18 protein-coding genes are annotated in these 22,830 nt (G+C 73.8%); 7 read left to right on the top strand and 11 right to left on the bottom strand.

The window, feature by feature from the left end; genetic code table 11:
* Positions 1 to 2: 2 nt before the first annotated feature.
* Together BMW99_RS12175 and BMW99_RS12170 are read right to left on the bottom strand one after the other, a co-directional pair.
* Positions 3 to 500, bottom strand: coding sequence for a DUF5709 domain-containing protein (locus tag BMW99_RS12175; RefSeq protein WP_069466934.1), 498 nt, complete (start codon positions 498 to 500; stop codon positions 3 to 5).
* Between the two features lie 214 nt (positions 501 to 714).
* Positions 715 to 1,950: a DUF3103 family protein gene (locus BMW99_RS12170; protein ID WP_069466935.1), complete on the bottom strand. Its 1,236-nt coding sequence runs from the start codon at positions 1,948 to 1,950 to the stop codon at positions 715 to 717.
* Between the two features lie 249 nt (positions 1,951 to 2,199).
* Between BMW99_RS12170 and BMW99_RS12165 the strand changes: the two genes are divergently transcribed.
* Positions 2,200 to 2,934, top strand: coding sequence for a hypothetical protein (locus tag BMW99_RS12165; RefSeq protein WP_069466936.1), 735 nt, complete (start codon positions 2,200 to 2,202; stop codon positions 2,932 to 2,934).
* Positions 2,935 to 2,998: 64 nt separating this feature from the next.
* Here the strand turns inward: BMW99_RS12165 and BMW99_RS12160 are convergent, their stop codons facing one another.
* The 3 genes from BMW99_RS12160 to BMW99_RS12150 all read right to left on the bottom strand — a co-directional run bounded on the left by BMW99_RS12160 (position 2,999) and on the right by BMW99_RS12150 (position 5,731).
* Complete coding sequence (locus BMW99_RS12160; protein ID WP_069466937.1) at positions 2,999 to 3,463, bottom strand: phage tail protein; 465 nt, start codon at positions 3,461 to 3,463, stop codon at positions 2,999 to 3,001.
* 124 nt (positions 3,464 to 3,587) lie between these two features.
* Entirely contained in the window at positions 3,588 to 4,250 is a 663-nt protein-coding gene (locus tag BMW99_RS12155) for a double zinc ribbon domain-containing protein (protein WP_069466938.1), read from the bottom strand.
* A gap of 224 nt (positions 4,251 to 4,474) precedes the next feature.
* Positions 4,475 to 5,731 (bottom strand): MFS transporter, encoded by a 1,257-nt coding sequence (locus BMW99_RS12150; RefSeq protein ID WP_069466939.1) that lies wholly within the window; start codon positions 5,729 to 5,731, stop codon positions 4,475 to 4,477.
* 639 nt (positions 5,732 to 6,370) lie between these two features.
* Between BMW99_RS12150 and BMW99_RS40720 the strand changes: the two genes are divergently transcribed.
* Positions 6,371 to 7,879 (top strand): hypothetical protein, encoded by a 1,509-nt coding sequence (locus BMW99_RS40720; RefSeq protein WP_143080527.1) that lies wholly within the window; start codon positions 6,371 to 6,373, stop codon positions 7,877 to 7,879.
* A 103-nt stretch (positions 7,880 to 7,982) separates the two neighbouring features.
* Here the strand turns inward: BMW99_RS40720 and BMW99_RS12135 are convergent, their stop codons facing one another.
* Complete coding sequence (locus BMW99_RS12135) at positions 7,983 to 8,858, bottom strand: LysR family transcriptional regulator (RefSeq protein ID WP_075016772.1); 876 nt, start codon at positions 8,856 to 8,858, stop codon at positions 7,983 to 7,985.
* 80 nt (positions 8,859 to 8,938) lie between these two features.
* A complete protein-coding gene (locus BMW99_RS12130; RefSeq protein WP_069461773.1) occupies positions 8,939 to 9,799 on the bottom strand; it encodes an NAD-dependent epimerase/dehydratase family protein in 861 nt (286 codons plus the stop codon).
* 761 nt (positions 9,800 to 10,560) lie between these two features.
* Between BMW99_RS12130 and BMW99_RS12125 the strand changes: the two genes are divergently transcribed.
* From BMW99_RS12125 to BMW99_RS12115, 3 genes are all read left to right on the top strand, one after another.
* On the top strand, positions 10,561 to 11,652 hold the full coding sequence (locus tag BMW99_RS12125; RefSeq protein ID WP_069461774.1) for a hypothetical protein: 1,092 nt from the start codon (positions 10,561 to 10,563) through the stop codon (positions 11,650 to 11,652).
* Positions 11,653 to 12,058: 406 nt separating this feature from the next.
* Positions 12,059 to 14,350 carry a M4 family metallopeptidase gene (locus BMW99_RS12120; protein ID WP_069461775.1) on the top strand — a complete coding sequence of 764 codons (2,292 nt, stop codon included), beginning with the start codon at positions 12,059 to 12,061 and terminating at the stop codon, positions 14,348 to 14,350.
* A 660-nt stretch (positions 14,351 to 15,010) separates the two neighbouring features.
* Positions 15,011 to 16,276, top strand: a complete 1,266-nt coding sequence (locus BMW99_RS12115; protein ID WP_069461776.1) for a PucR family transcriptional regulator — start codon at positions 15,011 to 15,013, stop codon at positions 16,274 to 16,276.
* A gap of 61 nt (positions 16,277 to 16,337) precedes the next feature.
* Here the strand turns inward: BMW99_RS12115 and BMW99_RS12110 are convergent, their stop codons facing one another.
* Both BMW99_RS12110 and BMW99_RS41285 read right to left on the bottom strand, forming a co-directional pair.
* Complete coding sequence (locus BMW99_RS12110; protein ID WP_069461777.1) at positions 16,338 to 16,718, bottom strand: hypothetical protein; 381 nt, start codon at positions 16,716 to 16,718, stop codon at positions 16,338 to 16,340.
* A gap of 227 nt (positions 16,719 to 16,945) precedes the next feature.
* The gene (locus BMW99_RS41285) at positions 16,946 to 17,569 is read right to left on the bottom strand and encodes a TetR/AcrR family transcriptional regulator (RefSeq protein WP_069461778.1); all 624 of its coding nucleotides are present in this window, start codon (positions 17,567 to 17,569) and stop codon (positions 16,946 to 16,948) included.
* Between the two features lie 289 nt (positions 17,570 to 17,858).
* Between BMW99_RS41285 and BMW99_RS12100 the strand changes: the two genes are divergently transcribed.
* Positions 17,859 to 18,479: a TMEM175 family protein gene (locus BMW99_RS12100; protein WP_079138151.1), complete on the top strand. Its 621-nt coding sequence runs from the start codon at positions 17,859 to 17,861 to the stop codon at positions 18,477 to 18,479.
* Positions 18,480 to 18,724: 245 nt separating this feature from the next.
* On the opposite strand, the gene BMW99_RS12090 is transcribed toward BMW99_RS12100, so the two are convergent.
* Positions 18,725 to 20,245, bottom strand: coding sequence for a GMC family oxidoreductase (locus BMW99_RS12090; protein ID WP_069461780.1), 1,521 nt, complete (start codon positions 20,243 to 20,245; stop codon positions 18,725 to 18,727).
* Between the two features lie 308 nt (positions 20,246 to 20,553).
* Between BMW99_RS12090 and BMW99_RS12085 the strand changes: the two genes are divergently transcribed.
* On the top strand, positions 20,554 to 21,540 hold the full coding sequence (locus BMW99_RS12085; RefSeq protein ID WP_069461781.1) for an alpha/beta hydrolase: 987 nt from the start codon (positions 20,554 to 20,556) through the stop codon (positions 21,538 to 21,540).
* Positions 21,541 to 21,645: 105 nt separating this feature from the next.
* Here the strand turns inward: BMW99_RS12085 and BMW99_RS12080 are convergent, their stop codons facing one another.
* A complete protein-coding gene (locus BMW99_RS12080; protein WP_069461786.1) occupies positions 21,646 to 22,764 on the bottom strand; it encodes a tyrosine-protein phosphatase in 1,119 nt (372 codons plus the stop codon).
* Between the last annotated feature and the right edge of the window lie 66 nt (positions 22,765 to 22,830).

The following is a 22,830-nucleotide window of genomic DNA, read 5'->3' as shown; positions in this document are numbered from 1 at the left end:
GTTCAGAGCGCGTCACGGCCGGACTCCTCGTCGTCGATCTCGTGGACGGCGGCCTCCTCCGCGGAGGCCGACGCGTCGTCGATGCCGACGTCGGTGGCCTCGATGTCGTCGAGGACGGGTTCGGTGCCTTCGTCGAGGGCCACCAGGCGTCCCGACCGCCGGCCACCGGTCTCGGGGTCGAGGGGTTCCGCGCCGTCGTCCTCATCCGTGCCGGTGCCGGCGTCGGTGCCGGTGCCGGCGTCCTCGGGTGTGCTGCCCAGGTCCGGCAGCTCCTCCGCGAGCCGCGCGTCGAGGCTCTCGCCCTCGCGCTGCTCCGCCGCCGTGGTGCCGGGCCGGTCGACGGCGAGCGGGCGTTCCGGCGGCGAGTACCCGCGGTCGAGCATCCGGTCGTAGTCGTCCTCGCCGAGGGCGTCCTCCATGTCCGGCGTGGCCGCCTCGTCCTGCTCGTCGCTGCTCTCGGTGGGCTGGTACGCGTCGTCTCCCCGGGCGTCCTGGCTCATGCCGCGCCTCCCGTCGTCAGTGCCGTTGCCTCGCGGTGCCGCTGCCGCGCGGTGCCATGGCCGCGCGTGCCGTTCCGCACGTTCCGGTCCGCCTACCCGGCCTGCCGGAAATCACCCGATTCCTGCCGCCAGGCGTGCCCGGGCCCCCGGGAGAGCCGCGTCTCCCGGGGCCCGGCCCCCGTTCACCTGGTGAGCGCCCGGCGGGTTCGCAGGGTCACAGAGCGGACACCCAGTAGGGCTCGACGGTCATCCAGCCGTTGCCCCGGGCGCCGTGGATCGTGCCGGACTCCTGCTCGGTGATCGTGTACCAGGAGTCGACGTAGTCGTCGTCATTGGAGTACCAGGCGGACGGGATGGCGTTGAGGATGGCGTCGACGAGCGGCTGGTAGGCGCCCTGGTCGGTGATGGTGAGCAGGGCGTCGGCGAGGGCGATGGCGAGCTGCTGGTAGTTGGTGCCCGAGTCGGACTCCATCATCACCAGGTCGAGCGCGTCGTACTTGAAGTTCGACCAGTTGATGATCAGCTGGTTCGGGTAGTACGTGTGGTGGTCGTTGTCCAGGTAGGGCATGTCGACCGAGTCCACGCGCACGGTGCCGTCGAGGCCGAACCCGCTGACGAGCGAGTAGATCTCCGCGTCGCCCAGCACCCACGGCTCCTCGTCGTCATTGAGGTACACCGCGTCCATCTTGGTGGCCCAGTAGCCGGAGGCGTCCGCCGGGTGGGCGGCGCCCGCGGACCTTGGCGTCGCCTGCGCGGCGCCGCTCACCGAGTCGGATTCCACACCAGCCGCGTTCAGCGTCCCGCTGACCAGCTTCATCCCGGCCGCGGCGGCCTTGGAGACGTCGATGTCGACGACGTACACGGCCTGCCGCGGCGCCGTGCGCGCGTTCAGCGTGTGGCCGCGGCCGTGCGCGTCGTAGCCCGTCACCGTGGCGGCCTTGTCGTCGGTGATCGCCGCGGCGACCAACGGCACGTTCCCGGGGTCGAGTTCCGCGGCCATGGCCTGGGTGCCCAGACGCAGGCGCAGCAGGGAGCCGATGCTCTTGTCGAGCCCCTTGGCCTCCGCGATGCGCCGGTCGGCCGCGGTGACCTCGGACGTCAGCCGACGGCCCGCGGGCGCCGTGTCGCCGGCGATCAGAGCGCTCAGGTCGACCTCGTGCGAGGCCAGCGCCGCGGAGCGCACCCGCGCCCGCCAGCCCGGATCGGCCAGCGAGGCGGCGACGGCGCGCGCCGTCCGCGCCTCGGTGGCCGCCACCGCGGACGCGGCCGCGGCGACCGCGGCCGGTGAGGCCGGTGACGCCGGTGACGCCGCCGTGCCGGCTGGGCGGCCCACCGGCTGGTCGGCCGCCGCCGGGAACGCCGAGACCGTCGTCATACCCTGCAGCGCTGCGACCGTGGCCGCGCACACCACGAGTGCCAGTGCTCCGCACCGCGTGAGGGGTGTGTTCACAGGGATCCTCCTGGATGCGTGATGCAACCGCTCCGGGGTGGGGAGCGGCGGATGGGGGGTGCGCGTTCAGGACGAACCAACCCGCCGATCTATGCGGGTAGATCCCCCAAATTAGAGCATGCCCATGCCAACGGCAAGACCCGTTGAACACGTGACGACCCGCCGTGCCCGGGTGCCCCGTCGCGCATCGGAGGCGCCGCCCGCGTTTCGCGCGCCGTCCCCCTCCGCACCACCCCTACGCTGGCCCCCGTGGGTCAGTCCGGGAAGCGCGCCAAGGGTGCCGCGAGGCCGTTCGCCACGAGGCTGACCCGGCGTCCTTCCGAGGGCCGGGCCGGCAGGCTCAACACCATCGCCTCGGTCGCCTTCGTCATCGGCGGCGGCCTCTTCGCGGCCGGTGCGGCCGTCGCCCAGTTCGGCTCGGGGGACGCCACGACCTGCGCGTCGATCTACTTCACCGGCGGCCTGTTCTTCACCACCGGCGGATACGTCTCCCTGCTCCAGGTGGTCAACGCCCCGCGGCGTGCCGATGGCGCGGGGCGCGAGGCCGGCCCGCGGTGGAGGTGGTGGCGATTCGATCCGACTCGCGGGGCGTGGCTGGGGGCGTTCACGCTGTTCGCGGGCACGCTGGTGTTCGGCGTGAACCTGCTGGACTCGTTCCTGAAGGGGCTGAGCGTCCGCCAGGTCAACCGGCTCATCTGGGGGCCGGACGTGGTCGGCTGTGTGCTCTTCCTGGCATCGGGCCACCTGGGGTTCGTCGCGATCTGCCATCGGCGGCGCCCCTGCGTGCGCCCGCGCGACCGCGCCTGGTGGATCGTGGCCGTGAACCAGACGGGCTCCGTCCTGTTCATGGTGTCGGCACTCGCGGCGTTCACCCGGCCCGCCACGGGGAGCCTGATCAACGAGGACATCGCCAACTGGGGGACGTTCCTCGGCGCCCTGTGCTTCTCCCTCGGGGGCTTCGTGCAGCTCGGCGAGCACCCGTAGGCCCGCGGGTGGGCGCGGTTCCGCGGGCCGGGTCAGCCCGGGTCAGCCTCGGCCAGGAGGGCCCTCAGTACTCGCCCTTGATGACGAAGAACGACCCGCGGATCACGCCCGCCAGCTTCGACTTCTGCCGGGCGAACTTGAAGCGCTCGGCCAACTCCTCCGGGACTTCCATGCCTTCGGAGAGCTTGAAGCCGACCGCGCGCTTCTTGCCGTCCTCGATGCCGTACATCACGTTGATCGACAGACCGGACTCGTAGAACACGTAGGCCATCCTGAGGCCGTCCACCTCGAAGGAGGTCACCTCCAGCGGGCGGGCGGAGATCACGATGTCGCGCTCCTCGGAGAGGACGCGGTTCACGTAGTCGAGCACCTCCGGCGCCTCGCTCGCGGGGGTGACGGCGAAGGTGTGGTCGTACTTGTTCCGGTAGTAGCGCGCCTCGTTCGCGCGCAGACCCGCGAGAGCGTCCGCGACCGGGGACGATTCCAGGCCGGTGGTGGAGACCTTCTCGAAGTCGACGGTGTACGGCATGTTCCCTCCTCAGGGCGATCGGGACACATCATCGCAGATCACCCGTCGCGCGGCTGGGGGACGGGCCCGCCTCCCCGGGCGGGCCCGCCCGCGCCCGGCACGCGCTGGGCCGTCCGGCGTACCGTCAGCGGCGGGTGCCGCAGCTCGGGCAGAAGGCCGAGCCCTCCGGGACGGGGTTCCGGCAGGAGGCGCAGGCGTCCTGCTGCGCCACGCGGTTGCCGCAGCCGGGGCAGAAGGGCGTGCCGTGCGTCTCGGTGCGGCAGTGCGGGCACACCAGCTGGCGCGGCGTGGCGGTGTCGAATCCGGCGCCCGCGTGCTGGCCGGCCGAGTAGGCCTGCTCGGTCACGCTGTCGTTGAGGCCGCGCTGCCGGGCGGCGACCGCCTCGGCGGCCGTGTCGGGCGCGCAGGTCAGGCAGATGCCCTGCCCGGCGTTCCAGCACCGGTTGCAGACGTAGTGGGTGCAGCGCGGGCAGCGGTTGAAGTGGCCCTGGGCGTGGGAGATGGCGCGCTGGAAGGCCGAGTCGCGGGCCGAGCCGAATCCGGCACCGGCCAGCCCGTCGGCGGCACTGGACACGCCGCTGCCGGTGCGCCCCAGCAGGCCCCATGCCGCGCTGACGCCCTTGTCCACCCAACTGGCCATCCGGGCACCGGCGTAGGGCTCGAACGGCGAGCGCCAGGTGTCGTAGCACCGCCCGCACGAGAACTCGAACTGGAAGCCCGCACCTGTGCCGTGCTCCTGACACAGGTCACGGTAGTTGTTGCTGAAGTAGATCTCCGCACCACTCACTGCACGCCTCCCCGAGCGCTCGCGTGGCGGAGTCCCTGCCCCGCCGTCCTCGCTCCGGCCGCGCGTGGTCCGCGCCCGGCCGGTCGCCGCCAGAGCGCTGCGCTGGCAGCGGCACGCGGCGGGCAGGGACCACTGTGACACACCCCAAGGGACGTATACGGAACGGGAGTTGATGCGGTGTTCGGTCGTGGCGTCTGGGAAAAGCGGGATGATCGCTCAGCCGGTCACGTCGCGGCCGGGGCTTCGGCGGCAGCGTCGGAAGCACCGGTTCCGCCGACCGCGGACGGGCCGCTCCCGTACCTCGCCACCACCAGACGGACGGCCAGCGCCGCGCCCAGGAAGAGGCCGCCGAGGACCAGCCAGCCGCCGGTCCCCCAGCCGATCAGGAGCGTCGTCATCACCGTCGGGCCGAGCATCCGGGCGATCTGCGGTGCCATGCCGAAGAAGCCCTGGTACTGCCCCTGGCGGCCGTCCGGGGCGAGACCGAACCCGATCTCCCAGGCACCGGCGCCCTGCATCATCTCGCCGAAGACCTGGACGAACGCCGCCGCCAGCAGCACGCCGGCCGCCGCGGCCGCGCCGAACGAGGAGCCGGAGAGCGCGTACACGAGGCACGCGGCGCACAGCAGGCACCCGGCCCTGACGGTGGCTCGCGACGCGGTGGGCAGGCTGGTGACCTGGCGGGCCACCCGGACCTGGAACACCACGACGCACAGCATGTTGACGACCAGCACCGCGGCCGCCATCGGCTTGGGCGCGTCGGTGCGCTGCGCGATCCACAGCGGCAGTCCGAGGCTGAGCAGCGGCATGTTGAGGTACAGGACCGCGTTGAGCAGGGTCAGCAGGGCATAGGGCCGGTCGCGCAGCACGGTCAGACGCGGCCCGCCCGACGCGGGCGCCGTCGCGGGCGGGGCCTCCGGCACGCGGCCGAGCACCAGAGCGGCGACGAGGAACATGAGGGCGTCGAGCGCGAAGACGGTGAGGTACGCGGCCTTGGAGTCGACGCTCAGGGCGATGCCGCCCATGCCTGCGCCCAGGGCCAGCCCGCCGTTGACGGCCGACTGCAACTGGGCGCGGACCCTGGTCCGTTCCTCGGCGCCGACCAGCCCGGCCAGCAGGGCCTGACGGGCCGAGGTCAACCCGCCCTGGCAGCAGGCGTAGAGGCAGAAGCCCACGACGAAGAGCGGGAACGAGCGGATGACCAGGAAGGCGAGCAGCGTCGCGGACGTGCAGACCGCCAGCAGCCGGGCCGTGCGCCGCGGCCCCCAGCGGTCCGCCAGGTTGCCCAGGGGCACGCCCGCGAGCATGCCGGTGAACCAGCCGATGGTCAGGGCGAGTCCGACGCGGGTCGCGGACAGCCCCACGATCTGCGTGAAGAACAGCGCGGAGGTCGCGTAGAAGGCGCCGTCCCCCACGGAGTTGGCGAGCTGCGCCTGCGCCAGGACGCGGGGCGGTCCTGGCCTCGGCAGGATCGTGGCCATGGCACTCCTCTGGAGAGGGGACGGCGAGCGCAGCCAGTGAAGCACTGGCCACGGACAAGGGAGCGACGGATCGCGAAGCCGGGCGTGCGACAGGCCTGTTCCCGGCATCGGGGACCGTGGTCGGGACCGGTCCGCGGAGGCAGTACCCTCGTGATCCTCACAGCAGTCCCCCTCGGGGACTTGGGGGTTGCCGCGGTGCCCTCAAGGAGGGGCGGGCTCCCCGAGACCCCACGTGACCTGGGGTCGAGGGCACACGACCACAGGGCCCCTGGCAAGGGGCAGCGCGAGGGGCAGGATCACGTGGACGAGATCGACGGCACCGGCATACCCGGCGGCGCGGACGGTGCGGCGCCGGACGTCCCCCAGGCGAAGGCCCCGTCCGAGGCGCCGGCCCCGGCCGCCGCCCCGGCCGCGGCCCCAACTCCGGCCCCAACTCCGGCTCCGGCTCCGGCCGCAGCTCCGGCTCCGTCTTCCGTCACGGGCTCCACTGCTGCCGCGGCGACGCCGGAGGGCGAGTCCGCCGCCGCTGAGCCGGCGTCAGGGGAGGCACCCGCGAGCCCGCAGCCGTCCGCGGCGAAGGCGGGGGCTGAGGCGAAGGGTGCGGCAGGGGCCGGAACCGCGACCCAGGCGGCGGAACCGGTGACCCCGGCGGCCGCACCGGCGTCGCGGAAGCGCGCGCAGCCCGCGAAGAACGCCAGGACGGCCAAGGCGGCACCGGCCGGGAAGGCGGCGGCCGCCAAGGCGAATCCGGCCGCTCGGAGTGCCGGGAACGCGGCTGCCGCGACCGGCTCCCCCGCCGCCGACGCGACGCCTGCGGGCACCCCCGCCGAGCCGGCCACGGCGAAGCGCACTCCGGCCGCCGGGAAGAAGGCGGCGGCCACGGGCGTCGCCGCGGCTTCGCCGGCTGCCAGCAGCACGCCGGAGCAGCCCGCGGCGCCGGGCGACAGTGTGCCGGCCGCCGCCACGGACAAGCGTCCCGCGACCGCGTCGAAGACGGCCAAGGCGGCACCGGCCGCCAGGAAGACCACGGCGGCGAAGCGCACTTCGGCCGCGGCGGCGACCGCGGCCAAGACCGGGAAGCCCGGGAAGACCGCGCAGGCCGGGAAGGCCGCGCAGACCGGGAAGCCCGCGCAGGCCGGGGACACCGCGGCCGAGGCCGCCACCGCGTCCGCGCAGGGCACGGCGAAGCCGGAGACCACGGCTGCGGCCGCGGCCGCGGCCGCCACGGACGCTGCGGCGAACACCGCGCCCGAAGCACCCGATGCACCCGCCGCACCCGCCGCACCCGAGGGCTCCGCCCCGGCCGAGGGCAGCACCGTCCAGGCCCAGGACGCGCCACGGCCCGCGGACGTGAGGAAGGCGGCCCTGCCGCCCAGCGCCATCGTCGCGGTGCTCGAAGGAAAGGGCACCTCGGGCCTGGCCGGTGCCGGAGCGAACGGCGGCGGCGAGCCGCCGCGTTTCGGCCGGCGCGCCAAGATCGTGGCGGTCGCCGCGGTCGCGGTCGTCGCGGTCGTCGTCGGCATCACCGCCGTCGCGTCGGGCAACGACAAGAGCAGCGCCGCCGCGAGCCCCGCCCCGTCCCAGAGCGTCACCGCGGCCACGGCACCGGCGACGGACGCGGCGACGGCCACCACCGCTCCCGCCACCACCGCGCCGGCGAGCGGCAGCCCGTCCGCCTCGCCGACGGTCGCGCAGGCCCCGGCCACGGCGACGACCGCTCCCGCCACGACGCCGGCCGGCACTCCCGCCTCGGCGCCGCCCGCGTCCGCGAGCGCCACGGCGCCCACCGCCACCCCCACGACCCCGGAGCCGAGCAGCCCGCAGGTCGCCTCGGTCGCCGTCACGGACTTCAGCTGCACGTCCGGCAAGCACCGCACCGCCACCGCGACGGTCCTGGTGCGCTACGACGGGACGGCCGCCGGCACGCTGCATCTCGCGTGGTGGCGCAGCGCCCACCGCTCGCCGCAGGGTGCGGTCGCGGTGAACGGCCCGCAGACCGCGCAGTTCCCGAAGGGCGCGCAGAGCTACACCTTCACGGACAAGCTGACCTTCTCCGTGGACAGCGCCCACCCGTACATCGGACTGACCGTCTCCACCACCCCCACCGCCGCCTCGGGCACCAACTCCTTCGGGGTCGGCTGCGGTTGATCCCTCGTTCCTCCGGCCCGGCGGCCCCGTGCGGCCGCCGGGCCGTCGTCGGGCCCGGTCTCACACACGGAGATCCGAACGGCAGACCCTGGAGCGGCAGACCCTAGAGCGGCGGGGCCGTGAGCGTCTGGGCGGCGGCGTCGGCGAAGTCGCGGACCAGGGGGGAGCGGCGGGTGGGGACCCACGCGAGGGCGACCTCGTTGGGGCCGAGGTCGTCGACCGGGAGGGGGACGACGTCCGGGCGGGTGTAGAAGGACGCCGTGGACTGCGGAAGCACGCAGATGCCGGCGCCCGAGGCCACCAGCTCCAGCTTCTCCTCGACCTGGTGGATCTCGGGGACGGGAGGACGCGGGCCGTCGCGCATCTCCAGCGCCACGTCGCGCCATTCGGGCACGGCGTCCGGGTCCTGGAGCAGGTGCTCGGCGGCAAGGTCGCGGACGGTCACCGACGGCCGGCCGGCCAGGCGGTGGCCCGCCGGCACCATGACCACCCTGGGTTCCTGGAAGACCGGCCGGACCTGCAGGCCGTGCGCGTCGATCGGCAGGCGCACGACGCCGATGTCGGCCCGCCCGTCGAGCAGCACCTCCACCTGGTCGGCCCACGTGGTGCGCAACAGGCGTACGGAGACGTCGGGATGGAGCGCGGTGAACGCGGCCGTGGCCGGGGTGAGGGTGATGCCGGGCATGAAGCCGACGACCAGGGTGGGCGTGTCCTGCGCCGCGGCCTTGACCCGGCGGGCCAGCGCCTGTCCCGCCGCGAGCAGCGGGACGGCGTCCTCCAGCAACTGCTCACCCGCGGGCGTCAGTTGCGTGCCGCGCCGGCCGCGGTCGAAGACCTCGGCGCCGAGGTCGTCCTCCAGGCTCCGGATCTGCCGGGACAGCACCGGCTGGGCGATGTGCAGCCGCTCCGCGGCACGGCCGAAGTGCAACTCCTCGGCCACGGCCACGAAGTACCGCAGCTTGCGCAGGTCAAGGTCCACCCGGACGCACCACCCGTCGTGCGATCGTGGACGGCCCGTCGCGCCGCCCGGCCGTCGTCATGTGCCGTCGCCCCGCCCGCTCATGCGCCCTTGGCGAGGACGGTCAGCGGGTCGGTGTACCGAGGACTCCAGTCGAGTTCGGCCTCGGCCTTGGCGCAGGTGAGCTGCTGGTCGAGGGCGAAGGCGTCCGCGACCGGGCCCATCTGCTCGCGGGCCTGCTCCAGCGTGAGGGAGGCGATCCGGCCGTCGAGCCCCGCGGACCGGGCGACGGCGAGCGCGCAGTCCCTGGCGGTGGGGTTGACGCCGCCGACGCCCGCGTAGACGGAGCCCGGCCGGGCCTTGAGCGCGGCGACGTACAGCTCGGCGGTGTCGTCGACGTGCACCAGGGCCCAGTGGTTCGCGCCGTCGCCGATGACGGGGATGGCGCCGGCCGCCGTGCCGGGCTGGGTGAAGAAGAGGTCGATCAGCCGGTTCTCGCCGCCGTACAGCAGTCCGGGCCGCAGCACGACGGGGCGGCCTCCCTGCTGCGTCCGCCGCAGCACCGCGTCCTCGACGGGCTTGCGCCAGGCGACGACCGGCGGCGGGTTCCAGGGGGCGGTCTCGTCGGCGATCCCGTGGGTGTCGCCGTAGACCCAGCTGCCGCCGGTGTGCAGGTACGGGCCGCTGCCGACGCCGTCCTGCATCGCGGTGGCGGCGGCGAGGTCCTCGTCGCCGGTCTGGGCCTGCGCGAGGTGCACGACGCCTTCGGCGCGGGCCGCCGCCGCGTTGAGGACGGCGAGGTCGCCGAGTCCGCCCCGTACCGGGGTCGCGCCGAAGGCGGCGACGGTCGCGGCGGAGCCGTCGGTGCGGGCCAGTGCCTCGACGGTGTGCCCCTGGCGGACCAGCGCGCTGATCGTGGCCTTGCCGAGGTATCCGGATCCACCGGTGAGGAAGATCTTCATGGCGTCGCTCCTGTCGTCGTGGCCGTCGCAGCCTTCGTGGCGGTGATCTCGCCTCCCAGCCTGCGGCGGGACCCGGACCCGCGTCCAAGACCTCTTTCCGTCTCTGTGATACCCGTCCGACATCACATCGCGGCGGCCGACGCTCCGAGGTGAGCCGCGCCGCACGGCGCTCCCCGGATCCGCACCGCGGGCCGGTCCGGCCGCCGACGTGCCCTGGCTGCCCGGCACGTGCTGCTCGTGCTGCTCGTGCTGGCGGCGCCGGTCGCGCGGGCCCTGCCGGTCGTGCTGGTCTTGCCGGCCGAACTCGCCGTCCCGACCGGCGCGGGGACCGCTCCCGCCGGAGCGTGGGACGAACGGGCCGGGCGGCCCCCTTGTGCCGTCGCCGGTGTCCGAGCGCGGCAGGGCCGTCTGCCGCAGGCGACCGTCCGGCAAACGTCCCAGATGCGGGCAACACGCCTGATCCGCCCGGTTCCCAGGAGTAGGAAGGTGGTCCACGGTCATGCGCCCGGGAGGGGCCGCGGTGCGAGGCCGTCCACACCCTTGGGGGGATCGTGAAATCCATCGAGTCCGGGAGATTTTCCGCCCGTCCGCGCCCGCGCCGGCGTCCGGCACGCGGGGCCGCGCTCGCGGCGCCGGCCGTTCTCACCTGCGCTCTCGTCGCTGTGGCCGCCGTGCCGGCGGGCGCGACCGCACCGGCTCCCGCGCACGCGGCGGGAGACGTGGGAACCGTGAGAGCGGTGAGGGCCGTGAGAGCCGTGTCCATGGGTTACACCGTCCAGGACCTGGGGACGCTGGGCGGCGCCACCAGCCGGGCCACCGCCCTGGACGCCAGGACCGTCGTCGGCGAGTCCGCCACCGCGGACGGCGGCACCCACGCCTTCGCCTACGACCGCGGCAGCGGCCACCTGTCCGACCTCGGCAGCCTCGGCGGCACGAGCAGCACCGCCGTCGCCGTGCACGGCCGCTACGTCGCCGGCGACTCCACCACCGCGGGCGACGCGGCGACCCACGGCTTCGTCGACGACCTGCGCCGGCACGCGATGACCGACGTCGGCACGCTCGGCGGCAGCACCAGCACGATCGCCGCGTTCGACGGCACCACCGCCGTCGGCACCGCCTCCACGGCGGGAGACGCGGCCGCGCATGCCTTCGCCTACGCCGTGGGCACCCGCACCATGACCGACCTCGGCAGCCTGGCCGGTCCCGACGGCGCCAGCACGACCGTGGGCCTGGCCGACGGCCGCTATGCCGTGGGCAGTTCGTCCGTCCCGGGCGGGCCCGCCCACGTGACCCACGGCTTCGTCGAGGACCTGGACACCCACACGATGACCGACATCGGCACGAACGGGGGCACCTACAGCACGATCACGGCCGTGTCCGGCCGCACAGCCGTCGGCACGTACGGCGTGCCGGTCGCCGGCGGGGGCACGAAGGCCCACGGGTTCGCCTACGACCTGCCGACCGGGGCCTGGACGGACCTGGGTGACCGCCTTTTCCTGCCCACCGGCGTGTCCGGCCGCCAGGTGGTGGGCTGGGACGGCGAGGCCGGCTGGGCGTACGACCTGAGGACCGGCACGCTCTCCGAGGTCGGTTCGCGCGGCGTCACACAACCGCTGGCGATCCGGGGCAGGGTCGCGGTGGGCGACGAGTTCGCGGCCGACTCCTTCGCGTTCGCCTACCGCACCGGCTCGGCCTCCTTCACCCTGCTCGGCTCCCTCGGCGGCCTCAACTCCGCGGCGGCGGCCGTCGACGCGCACGGCGCCGTGGCGGGCTCCGCGGCCACCGCGCCACCCGACCCGTACACCGCCAACGGGCCGTTCCACGCCGCCCTGTGGAGCCCGTCGGCGAGCTGACACACCGTCCCGGGCCCGACGCCGGGACACCGTCCGAGCCCGACACGGGACGCCGTCCGAGCCCTACGCCATCCGGGCCGACGGCGCCCGGGCTCGGCGCCTCGCTGTCGCGGGGCCGGCCGGGGGGGGACCCCGGCCGGCCCCGTGCCCGTCACCGCCTGGCTCCAGGCGCTTTACCGCCGTGTCGTGTTCGCGCCCCCGGCACCCGCTGACAGGCGCAAACGCCCGCTGCGAGGATCACTGCCGCCATCGACGCGGCGGGGCCCCGACCCTCCGGCCTCCCCGTCCCAGCGGCCGCCACCGACGGCAGGCGGCCGAACGGAAGGACCCAGGAGTGAATTCCTCCAGCAGCACGAGCGCGCCCCCACAGGGTCCGCGCCCGCCCCGACGACGTCTGGCCGCCACCATGGCGCTGGCGGCCGCGGTGCTCACGGTTTCCGCGCTCCCCGCGGGCACCGCCTCCGCTTCCGGCCCGGCCGGCTCCGGACGGACCGTGGGAGCGCTCCCCTCGCTCAAGGCCACACCACGGCCGGGAGCCGTGAACGTGGGCCTGTCGCCCTCGCGGCGCCGCCAGTTGCTCGTTCAGGCCGCCACGTCGGCGCCGGTGACGGCCCGTTCGCTGGGCCTCGGCCCGAAGGAGAAGCTGGTCCCCAAGGATGTGGTCCAGGACGCCGACGGCACGCTCCACACCCGCTACGAGCGCACGTACGCGGGACTGCCGGTGATCGGCGGCGACTTGGTGGTCCACCAGGGCAAGGGCGCGGCACTCACCGTCACCTATGCCTCCTCGGCGCGTCTGGCGCTGCCGACGACCACCGCCGAAGTGCCGGCGGACACGGCGAGGAAGTCGGCCCTGAGCAGCGCCGCGGCCAAGGGCACCCGCAAGGCGGGCGCGCACGGCACGCCGCGCCAGGTGGTGTGGCTCGCGGGCGGACGGCCGGCGCTGGCCTGGGAGACGGTCGTCACCGGAGTGCAGCAGGACGGCTCCCCCAGCGAACGCCACGTGGTGACGGACGCCGCCAGCGGCGCCACCCTGGAGAACGCCGAGCAGGTGGAGTCCGCCGACGGCAACAGCCTCTACAGCGGCAGGGTGACGATCGGTTCGACCCGCCAGGCCGACGGCACGTACGCGCTGATCGACCCCGACCACGGCGGTCACCGCACCCTCGATTCGACCACGACCTCCAGCGGCGTGCTGTTCACGGACGACGACGACGTGTGGGGCGACGGCACCGCGGCGAACCCGCAGACCGCGGCCGTGGACGCGGCGTACGGCGCCCAGACGACGTGGAACTTCTACCGCGACCGGTTCGGCCGCGACGGCATAGCCGACGACGGCCGCGGCAGCTACAGCCGCGTCCACTACGAGCAGCAGCAGGGCGTCCCGCTGGCCAACGCCAACTGGCAGGACAGCTGCTTCTGCATGAGCTACGGCGACGGCGCGGACGGGCAGCACCCGGTCACGTCCCTGGACATCGCCGCACACGAGATGACGCACGGCGTCACCTCCGCCACGGCCGGGCTGGGCAACGTCGGTGAGTCGCCCGCGCTCAACGAGGCGGTCAGCGACATGATGGCCGCCGCCGTCGAGTTCTACGCGAACAACCCCAACGACGTCCCCGACTACACGATGGCCGAGCTGGACGACCTGCACGGCGACGGCAAGCCCATCCGCTACATGGACCTGCCGTCCAAGGCCGGCATCAGCGCGGTCGGCTACGCGCCGCTGGACTACTGGACGCCGCAGGCCAAGCGGGACGAGCCGCACATGGCGGCGGGCATCGGCGACCACTTCTTCTACCTGCTTGCCGAGGGCAGCGGAGCCAAGACCATCAACGGCGTGGCCTACGACAGCCCCACCTACGACGGGCTGCCGGTCGCGGGCATCGGGCTGACGAACGCCGCGGACGTCATGTACCGCGCGCTGACCGTCTACATGACCAGCACCACCGACTACTCCGGCGCCCGCACCGCCACCCTCCAGGCGGCCGCCGACCTCTACGGCGCACAGAGCGACGCCTACGAGGCCGTCGCGAACGCGTGGGCGGCGGTCAACGTCGGCACCCGCTACGTCGACCACATCGCCGTGGAACCGCTGCCGACCGAACCGGTGGCGACCGGGCAGCCGGTGAACCGCCGGATCGTCGCGTCCAGCAGCCGCCCGGGCGCGGTGACGTACGCCGCCAAGGGCCTGCCGCTGGGGCTGTCGATCGACCGCACCACGGGCGTGATCTCAGGAACGCCGGACCGGGCCGGCGACTTCAGCTCCGTCATCACCCTCAGCGACGCGGCCGGTGACACCCGCACGATCGCGTTCACCTGGACCGCGCTCGCCTCCGGCGGTCACTTCTTCGTCAACCCCACCACCTACGTGATCCCGCAGTTCGGCGTCGTCGAGTCGCCGATGGTCGTCCACGGGAAGCCGGGCAGGGCCCCGAGCGACCTCAAGGTGAGCATCGACCTGGAACACGAGTTCAGCAACGCGATGGTGATCGACCTGATCGCCCCCGACGGCACCGTCCTCCACGTCAAGACCTGGGGACCGTGGGTGCTCACGCCCGAACTGCACGAGACCTACACCGTCGACGCCTCGGCCGTCCAGGCCGTCGGCACCTGGAAGTTGCGCGTCACCGACGGCACTCCCGGCTTCTACGACCTGGACCCGGGCCAGCTCCAGCGCTGGAGCATGACCTTCTGACGCGGTGAGAAGGTGGGGCGGGTGCGGACGTTCGCGCCCGCCCCGGCGCGCGTCACAACCCGGTCACCTCCGGGCACTGGCGCCTGCGGGGCGCCTGAGGTGTCCGCGCCGCCGAGCGGGACGGGCGTGCGGGCGCCGCGGCGAGCTGTGACGCCCGCCGGGTGGACCTGCCGGGCAGCCGCATACCCGCGGGTACCGGAGGCGAAGAAGCTCGCGCCGAGCAGTGCCGCGGCCATGGTGACCGGGCGGCCACTGTGCGACGGGCCGCCGGCGACGGCCGACGCGGTGTCAGCCTCCGCGGGTGTGCCGGTTCCGGCCGGGTGGCGGAGGCGCTGTGATGCGCGGAGGGGCAACCCCGGTGCGGGGCCGCACGTGCTGGGCACGACATCCGCCGGCGCTCACCGGAGACATGTGACAACGCACTGGTCACACCCGCCACCACCGATGTTGACAGCATTAACACCGGCTCGTATGTTTACGCCATCAACATTGACCGTCCGGGCGCGCCGCTGCTGTGACCCGGGCCGGGGCACGGGAGTTCGGCCGAAGGTGCGAGCGCGCCGCGGAGCGGGACGCGGTGGCGGTGCCGCTCCCGTGCTCTCCCCCGAGGGCCGGGGCGCGAGAGGCGCCGCCAGGCGCGATCGAAAGTGAGAAGCGGTCATGAACGCGACTGAGACCACCGTTGACCATGCGAGCGATGTCCGCGGCGCCGCCGAACAGGCGCGGAACGACTGGCGCGCGGCGATGGTCCGGTCGGTCGCCGACGCCGTCGTCGGGCAGGTCTTCGCCGACCGCGCGAACAGCGCGGCGTTCCGGGCCCGGATCGGCCATGTCGTGCACGCGCACCTGGCGGCGTCGGGTGTACTCGGGCGGGCGGCCGCCGATCCTCCGCGTTCCGTCGACAACGAGGCCGCCGCCTTCGGCGCATGGCTGGCCGAACAGCAGATCCCCCCGGAGGTCGTGCACGACGCCTACTGGACGGGCATGCGCCATGCGCTGAGGATCTGGGCGGATGCGGGATGGCCCGGGCTGGCGCGGTCCTCGGAACCGTCAGGGTCCCCGGCGTCCCCCGGGCCGGTACCGGCGGAGCGGGTGGCACGGGCGACGCAGTACGCCATGGAACTCACCGACCGCGGCACCACGGCCGCGAAGGCCGAGCACGCCAGGACCACGGCCACGCTGCTGCGCGGCGGGGACCTCCGGCGCCACGCGACGGCGAGGGAGATCCTGGACGGAGCGCACGACACCGCCACGGCCGGACTGGAGGCGGCCCTGGGATACCGCCTGTCGCTCACGCACATCGCCGTGCTGCTGGACATGCCGTCGCGGCAGGCGGCGGAACGCGTGCTGCGCGGCGTCGCCGCGGCCACCGGCGCCAGGGACCGGCTGCTGGTCCCGCTGTCCGCCCCGCAGTGGGCCGGCTGGCTCGGATACACCCGGGACCCCGGGGCCCGCGGTCTCGCCGCGGTGCACCGCGCGGTGCGCGACCACGGCGTGGTCGCGTCGGTGGGAGGCGCCCGCCACGGCATCGACGGGTTCCGCCGGTCCGTCACCGAGGCGCGAAGGATCGAGGACATGCGCGCGGTGCTCGCGCCGGGTCAGGACCGGGTGCTGTCGTTCACCGAACTCGCCCTGGAATCCGTCCTCCTGAGCGACGTCGACGCCGCCAGGGCCTTCGCGATCGACGAGCTGGGCGAACTCGCGGAACCCACCGCCCGCGCGGCCCGGCTGCGCAAGACCCTGTCGGTCTGGCTGTCGTGCGGCTCGCAGACCCTCACCGCGTCCCGCCTGGGCATCCACGAGAACACCGTCCGGCTGCGCATCGCGACGGCCAGCCGCACGCTCGGACCCTGCCTGCTGGACCGGCGGACCGAACTCCTCATCGCGCTCAGGCTCTGCGGCGTCGTCGGCGCGGGCCGGGGCTGAACTCCCCACCCGCCACGGGGTGCCCGCCGCTCGTCCAGCGGCGGGCACCCGTGGGCGGCGGTCAGAACTCGGTGAGCGCCGGATGCGCCGAGGTGCCGCCGGCCCGCACCCCGAGCCCCGCGTGGTTGGCGTCGAAGCTGACGTTCCCGGCCGTTCCCCCGCCATGGACGACGACGGTGATCGTGATCATCTGCGTCGGGGCGCTCGTCCGGTGCCATCCCACGGTCGCGCACTGGCCGCCGGGGACGGACAGGACGACCGAACCGTTCTGGTAGGCGTCCGCGGTGTAGCCGCCGGCGCAGAGTTCGAAGGTGGAGACGGGGACCGAGGAGGCGGAGGACGCAGCGGCGCTGCCGGCCGCGACGCCGGCCAGGGCAAGGCCGGCCAGCCCGGTCGTGGCCGTGGCGGCGAGGGCTCGCGCGGTGGTCTGGGTACGGAACATGGGGTTCTCCTGAGGTCCGAGGGGGCGCGTGCCGGACGAGGCCACGACGGACCCGCCGGCGTCCCGCCGGCTTCAGCGCCCGATGAGGTGACGGGGCGTCATGCGCGGCCCGCCGTTCGGAACACTAGGCGCGCCCCGGACCGCAGGCCATGTGGCGAGAGGACAACCGCAGAGGCGGCTACTGGGGCGACGGCACACCCCGGCACGACGGCGCATCGGGCGAGGCCTCAGCCCGGCGCCACGTCCTCGCGCGGCTGGTCGCCGAGGAACGCCGACCACGCCGAGTCGATCAGGGCCCGCGGCGTGTCGTCGATGCCCAGCGCCTTGAAGCCGCCGTTGAGGTGGAGCACCGTCAGACCGTGCGCGCTCGCCCAGAGGAACCGCGCGATCTCGGGCGCGGGCACGCCGGGAGTCAGCACGCCGACCCGCTGGGCCTGGCCCACGAAGTCGATCATCGGCGCGAACGACGCCCGCTGCGCCGCCTCGGTCTCGCTCCGGTAGCGGTCGTTGAACATGATCCCGAAGAGTTCGGGATTGTCGATCGCGAATTGGATGTAGCAGACACCGAAACACCGGAGCTGATCGACCGGATCGGCGGTCTCGTTCATCGACTCGCCCAGAATGCGCAGCAGCTGTTCGTAACCGCGCGTCGCCACCGCGCCGAGCAGGGCGTCGCGGTTCTCGAAGTGGCGGTAGGGCGCCGCCACGCTGACACCGACCCGCCGGGCGAGCTCGTGCAGACTGAACCCCGTGACGCCCTTGTCGGCGAGGAGCCGGCAGGCCCCCTCGATCAGGGATTCCTTCAGTGCCCCGTGGTGGTAGCGGCCCCGCCCCGCACTCGTCTGCTCCATGTCAGCGACATTAACACCCCGCTTTGGCGCTCGGAGTCGCGGTGGCACGACAGGGGGCGAACACCGCCATTCCCTCGCGCGGAACAGATGAATGCGCCACCGCGATACAGAATTCCGCAAAAGGCTTTCGGCATTCTTTACGGAAAGGCCGGACATCCCGGCGGCCCGGTGTCCCCTGTGGCCCAGCGACAGTTTTCGGCGGGCCGCAGGTGCTTCCCGACGTTCCGCTCCCCCGTTCCGTGCGTTTTCCTCGGAGCGAAGATCAAGAGAATGCGGATCAGGAGTTTCTGTGAGACTGCACCACGGGATCGACGTCGAGCGGATGCGAGCCTTCGCCGACGCGGTCTTCTCCATCGCCATCACCCTTCTCGCACTGGACATGACGGTGCCTGAGGGCCTGCCGGCCGGGGAGCTCGGCCACGCGCTCCGGGCGGCACTCCCCGAGGTCGCGGGGTACGCCTTGAGCTTCGTCGTGGTCGGTGCCCTGTGGCTGTCCCATCACCGCCTGTTCGGCATGGTGAAGGAGCTGGACCACGTGCTGCTCCGCGCCGGGTTGGCGCTGCTCGGGATCGTCGCCGCGCTGCCGTTCCCGACACGGGTCATCAGCGCCTACGGCGGCAACGCGCTCGCGACGTCGTTCTACGCGGCGACGATCGCCCTGGCGGCCTCGCTGATCGCCTTCATGTTCCATCTGCTGCGCGTCCGCCCGGGTCTGCGCAGGGACGAGGTGCCGCGATCGAGCGTGACCCACGCGGTACGGCTGTCCTGCGCGGTCGCCGCGGTGTTCGCCACCTCCGTGCCGCTGGCGCTGGTCTCACCGAACCTGTCGGAGTACTGGTGGATCCTGGTCGTTCCGGTCCGGCAGTGGTTCAGCCGCCGGCCCGCCGGAGTCGCCGGGGCCGTGTCGTGATCGACCGGCTCCTGGTGCCTGCGCTGCTGGCGGTCGTGCGGGCCCTCGGCGTCGTCTACTGGTTCGTCTGGCGGCGCCGGCGCCCCGAGCCCGTGCGCGATGCCCTGGTGTACCGCTGGACGGGGGGCAGGCATCCTTGCGGCGGCCCCTTCTGCGACGGCTGCGGCCGTTGCCCGCGGCCGTGAGAGGGGCCGCCACGAGGCGGTCGCGCTCGTCAGGCGGGCGCACTCGTCAGGGGGGCGCCGTCATGACGTGGTCCCGGTCAGGATGTGCGCGGCGCGTTCCGCGATGGCCAGCACCGTCGCATTGGTCGGGGCGGACACGACGGACGGCATGACGGACGCGTCGGCGATCCGCAGCCCTGTCGTGGACCGCACCCGCAACGAGGGGTCGACCACGGCGTGTTCGTCGGTTCCGATCCGGCAGGTGCCGACGGGGTGGAAGTACGTACTGGCGGTGGCCCGCAGGTAGGCACGGCAGTCGGCGTCCGACACGGCTGCCCCCGGGCGGAGTTCGGCGGTTCCCCGGGACGCGAGCGGCTCCGTCCGGCCGAGTTCACGGGCGAGCCGCAGGCCGGCGGCAAGGCGTTCGAGGTCGCGGTCGTCGGTGAGGTACCCGGGATCGAGCAGCGGTGACGCGGCCGGATCGGCGCTGCGCAGCCGGAGCGTCCCCCTGCTCGCGGGATCCATGAGCGAGAACAGGATCGAGTGTCCGCCGGGACCCGCACCCGTCCAGCGCGGCTGGAGTTCGGCCGCCACGAACAGCAGGAGCAGGTCGGGCGCGGCTCCGGCCGAACTGCGCGCGAGAACCTGGGCCTCGGCGCCGGGTCCGCCCGGCGCCGGCTGGTCCGCGGTCTCGTAGACGACGTAGCTGGTCACATGGTCGTGCAGGTTGCCGCCGACCCCGGGCAAGGCCGCGGCCACCTCGACGCCCAGCTCCCGAAGGTGGTCCGCGGGCCCGATGCCGGAGAGCATCAGCAGGTGGGGGGAGCCGATCGCGCCGGCCGCCAGCACCGTCTCGCGTTCCGCCAGCGCGGTGTGCGTCCCGCCGTCGACGGCGTACTCCACCCCGCGGCAGTGAGTGCCGTCCATGACGAGCCGCCGGGCGCACGCACCAGTGGCCACGCGGAGGTTGGGACGGTCGAGGACGGGCCGCAGGTAGGCGTCGAACGCGTTCTGCCGCCGCCCGGCCACGACGTTCGTCTCCCGCCACGAAACGCCTTCGGACTCAGGGCCGTTGCCGTCCTTCAGCGGTGTGTGTCCCGCCTCGACGGCGGCCTGGAACGCGGCCCGCGCGAGCGCGCTCGGCTCCGCCGGGATCCCGACGCGCATCGGGCCGTCGGTACCGCGGACCTCGGGGTCGCGGCCTTCCGCCGTCTCGCTGCGCCGGAAGAAGGGCAGCAGCGCCCGGTGGTTCCAACCGGTCGCGCCCTGCGCCTCCCACGCGTCGTAGCTCGCGGGATGCCCGCGGTGGTGCACCATGCCGTTGATGGCGCTCGACCCGCCGAGCACCTTTCCCCGCGGCCAGGCGTGCACGGCCCCGTCGGTCCCGGCCTGCGGCGTGGTCGAGAACGCCCAGTCGACGGAGGAGCCCCACAGGCCGAACGACGCGAGCGGATCCGGAAGGGACGCCGCCTCCGGCCCGCTCGCCCCGCCGGCCTCCAGCAGGAGCACCCGGGTTCCGGGGTCCTCCGACAGCCGGGCGGCGAGCACGCAGCCCGCCGTGCCGGCCCCGACGATGATGTAGTCGTGCGTGGTCGCGGTCATCTCTGGTCTCCAGTGGTTCGTTCGCCGGGGTGCCCCGGCACACCGCGCACCGTGGTGGGGTGCGCTGCCGCACGGCAGCCTAGGCAGGCGTTTCGCCCCGTCCGATGTGCTCTGCCCACATACGACGATGCGGCCACGGTGGGTGTCCCACGACCCGCCGGCCTGCGGCGCGACCGATGTGCGCGGGCCACAGCCGCGCCGAACCCTCCTGTCCCGTACGGACATCGCGACAGCAGCGGGCCGCCCCTAGCGTCGGAGAGCGCGGGATCACCCGCACGAACCCCTCCTCCTCGCCGAAGGGACTCCGCATGCACGACGGTGCGCGCCCGCCGTTCGACCCGGACCTGGCAGGTCCGCTGAAGGTCCTCACCGCACAGATGCCACCGCTGCTGCCGGACGGCATCGCCACGGCGAGGGCGGGTGCCGCGGCCATGGTCCTCTCACCTGACGACCTCGCCCGGAACGGGCAGTTCGAGGTCCAGGAGCGAAGGGTGGACGGCTGCCAAGGGGAGCCGCCGGTGCGCCTGTTGCTGCTCAGGCCGGCCAGGGCCCGGGGCCCCGTGCCGGTGATCTGCCACCTGCACGGCGGCGGGATGGTCCTCGGCGATCCGACATCCGGGCTCGACGTCGTGCTGGACCTCGCTGCCGAACTCGGGGTGGCGGTCGTGTCCGTCGACTACCGCCTCGCGCCCGAACACCCCTACCCGGCGGCGCTGGAGGACGGCTACGCGGCGCTGACGTGGCTGGCCGGCCACGCCGCCGAGATGGGAGCCGACCCTGCCGGGATCATCGTGGCGGGTGCCAGTGCGGGAGCCGGTCTCGCCGCAGCCCTGGCGCTGCTGGCCCGGGACCGCGGGGGACCGCGCCTGCTGGGCCAGATGCTCTCGTGCCCGATGCTGGACGATCGCAACGACACCGTGTCCAGCGTCCAGATGACGGACGCCGGGCTGTGGGACCGCACGTCGAACGCGACCGGATGGAACGCGCTGCTCGCAGGCCGGGCCGGGGAACCTGACGTCTCCCCGTACGCCGCTCCCGCACGCGCGGCCGACCTGGGCGGACTGCCGCCCGCCTTCATCGACGTCGGTTCCGCGGAGACGTTCCGCGACGAGAGCGTCACCTACGCGTCCGGGCTCTGGGCCGCCGGCGGGCAGGCCGAACTGCACGTGTGGCCCGGCGGGTTCCACGGATTCGCCGTCATGGCGCCGGGAGCCGCGATCTCCCGGGACGCGTACGACGCGTCGCTCCGATGGCTGCGCCGCCTGCTCGACCAGTCCTGGAGGACACCCTGCTGACCTCACCACGGAGCCTCCCGCACCGCACCGGGTTTCGCGACCCGGGCGGCGGGAGGCCCCTGGGGGCGTGGGCCGTCAGCGAACTGACCGCCCACCGAGGGAAGTTCAGCCCTTGAGCATGCGGGCGCGGAGCTCGGCGACGGTGCGCGGCGACAGGCCGAGGCCCTTCACCGCGTAGGCGTACATCGAGCCGTAGTCCTTGGCGACCTGATCGAACCCGGCGTCGAGGTAGGCGGCCCGCACCTGCATGGCCGGGGTGTAGATCGCGGCCTGCGCCGGCGGCATGGCGGCCAACTGCGCCTGGACGGCGGGGCTGTCGAAGAAGTACGTGTTGCTCAGCAGGTAGTCCTGGGTGACCGTGGCGCGGTCCACGCCGAGCAGGGTGAGCAGGACGGCGCTGGCCCATCCGGTGCGGTCCTTGCCGGCGGTGCAGTGGTAGACCGTGGCGCCCTTGGCGTCGGCGATCGAGGTGAGCAGCGTGGCGAACGCCTTCTTGGCGCTGGCCTGCGTGACGAAGCCGCGCTCACCGTCCTCCATCATCTGCGCCATCTGCTCGGGCGTGGTGATCGGGGACGAGCCCATGCCGGCCGAGTCGGTGCCCATGACGTTGAGGTTGGCGTACGTGGCGCCGGCCGGCACGACGTCGGGAGCGGCGGCGATCTCCGACGGAGTGCGCAGATCGTAGTCGCCGGTGATGCCGAGGCCGTCGACGACCTTCCGGTCGGCGGCGGTCAGGGTCAGCGCGGCCGAGCGGTAGACCAGGCCCATGGCGACCCAGCGGCCGTCGGCGGTGCGGTACCCGCCCGCGTCCCGCAGGTTGGGGTCGGAGGCGAGCCCGAGCTCGCGGACGGTGAGGACCAGCGGGGCGCCGGAGGAGGGGACCAGCCTGATCCATGAGCCGTGCGCGGACGTCACGGTCAGCCGCGCGGAACCGGCCGCGGTGGCGACGAGGTGCTGCTGGGCCTTCGCACTGCTCCCCGCGTAGACCCGGACCCGCTCGTGGCGGTCGGCGGAGAAGGAGACGGCGAGGGTGCCCGGCTTCGGCCCGGTGGCGACGGCGGCCGCGGTGAAAGGGCTCGCCGCGTGGTGGGAGACGGAGCCCATCGGGTGCGGGGCCGCGTGGCCGCGAGGTTCCGCGGCGGCGGCTCCTGCCGTCGCCCCCACCAGTACCGCGGCGCAGGCAGCGATCGCCGTACCCCGCTTGACGTGCGAAAACGTGTTCATGCGGCGGACCATAGAAAGAGCGGGGGCAGATCCGGCGACACCCAGGTGAACGCCCGGTAGGCCCTC

It is taken from the genome of Actinacidiphila rubida (assembly GCF_900110255.1).
Classification (GTDB): domain Bacteria; phylum Actinomycetota; class Actinomycetes; order Streptomycetales; family Streptomycetaceae; genus Actinacidiphila; species Actinacidiphila rubida.
This window is presented reverse-complemented; position numbering and strand designations above follow the sequence as displayed.

Excerpts from the sequence above, each read along its gene's own strand:
- BMW99_RS12130 (WP_069461773.1), bottom strand. The coding sequence starts at position 9,799 with ATGAAGATCTTCCTCACCGGTGGATCCGGATACCTCGGCAAGGCCACG.
- BMW99_RS41285 (WP_069461778.1), bottom strand. The coding sequence starts at position 17,569 with ATGGAGCAGACGAGTGCGGGGCGGGGCCGCTACCACCACGGGGCACTG.
- BMW99_RS12125 (WP_069461774.1), top strand. The coding sequence starts at position 10,561 with ATGGGTTACACCGTCCAGGACCTGGGGACGCTGGGCGGCGCCACCAGC.
- BMW99_RS12150 (WP_069466939.1), bottom strand. The coding sequence starts at position 5,731 with ATGGCCACGATCCTGCCGAGGCCAGGACCGCCCCGCGTCCTGGCGCAG.
- BMW99_RS12090 (WP_069461780.1), bottom strand. The coding sequence starts at position 20,245 with ATGACCGCGACCACGCACGACTACATCATCGTCGGGGCCGGCACGGCG.
- BMW99_RS12110 (WP_069461777.1), bottom strand. The coding sequence starts at position 16,718 with ATGTTCCGTACCCAGACCACCGCGCGAGCCCTCGCCGCCACGGCCACG.
- BMW99_RS12115 (WP_069461776.1), top strand. The coding sequence starts at position 15,011 with ATGAACGCGACTGAGACCACCGTTGACCATGCGAGCGATGTCCGCGGC.
- BMW99_RS12085 (WP_069461781.1), top strand. The coding sequence starts at position 20,554 with ATGCACGACGGTGCGCGCCCGCCGTTCGACCCGGACCTGGCAGGTCCG.
- BMW99_RS12120 (WP_069461775.1), top strand. The coding sequence starts at position 12,059 with ATGGCGCTGGCGGCCGCGGTGCTCACGGTTTCCGCGCTCCCCGCGGGC.
- BMW99_RS12160 (WP_069466937.1), bottom strand. The coding sequence starts at position 3,463 with ATGCCGTACACCGTCGACTTCGAGAAGGTCTCCACCACCGGCCTGGAA.
- BMW99_RS12080 (WP_069461786.1), bottom strand. The coding sequence starts at position 22,764 with ATGAACACGTTTTCGCACGTCAAGCGGGGTACGGCGATCGCTGCCTGC.
- BMW99_RS12175 (WP_069466934.1), bottom strand. The coding sequence starts at position 500 with ATGAGCCAGGACGCCCGGGGAGACGACGCGTACCAGCCCACCGAGAGC.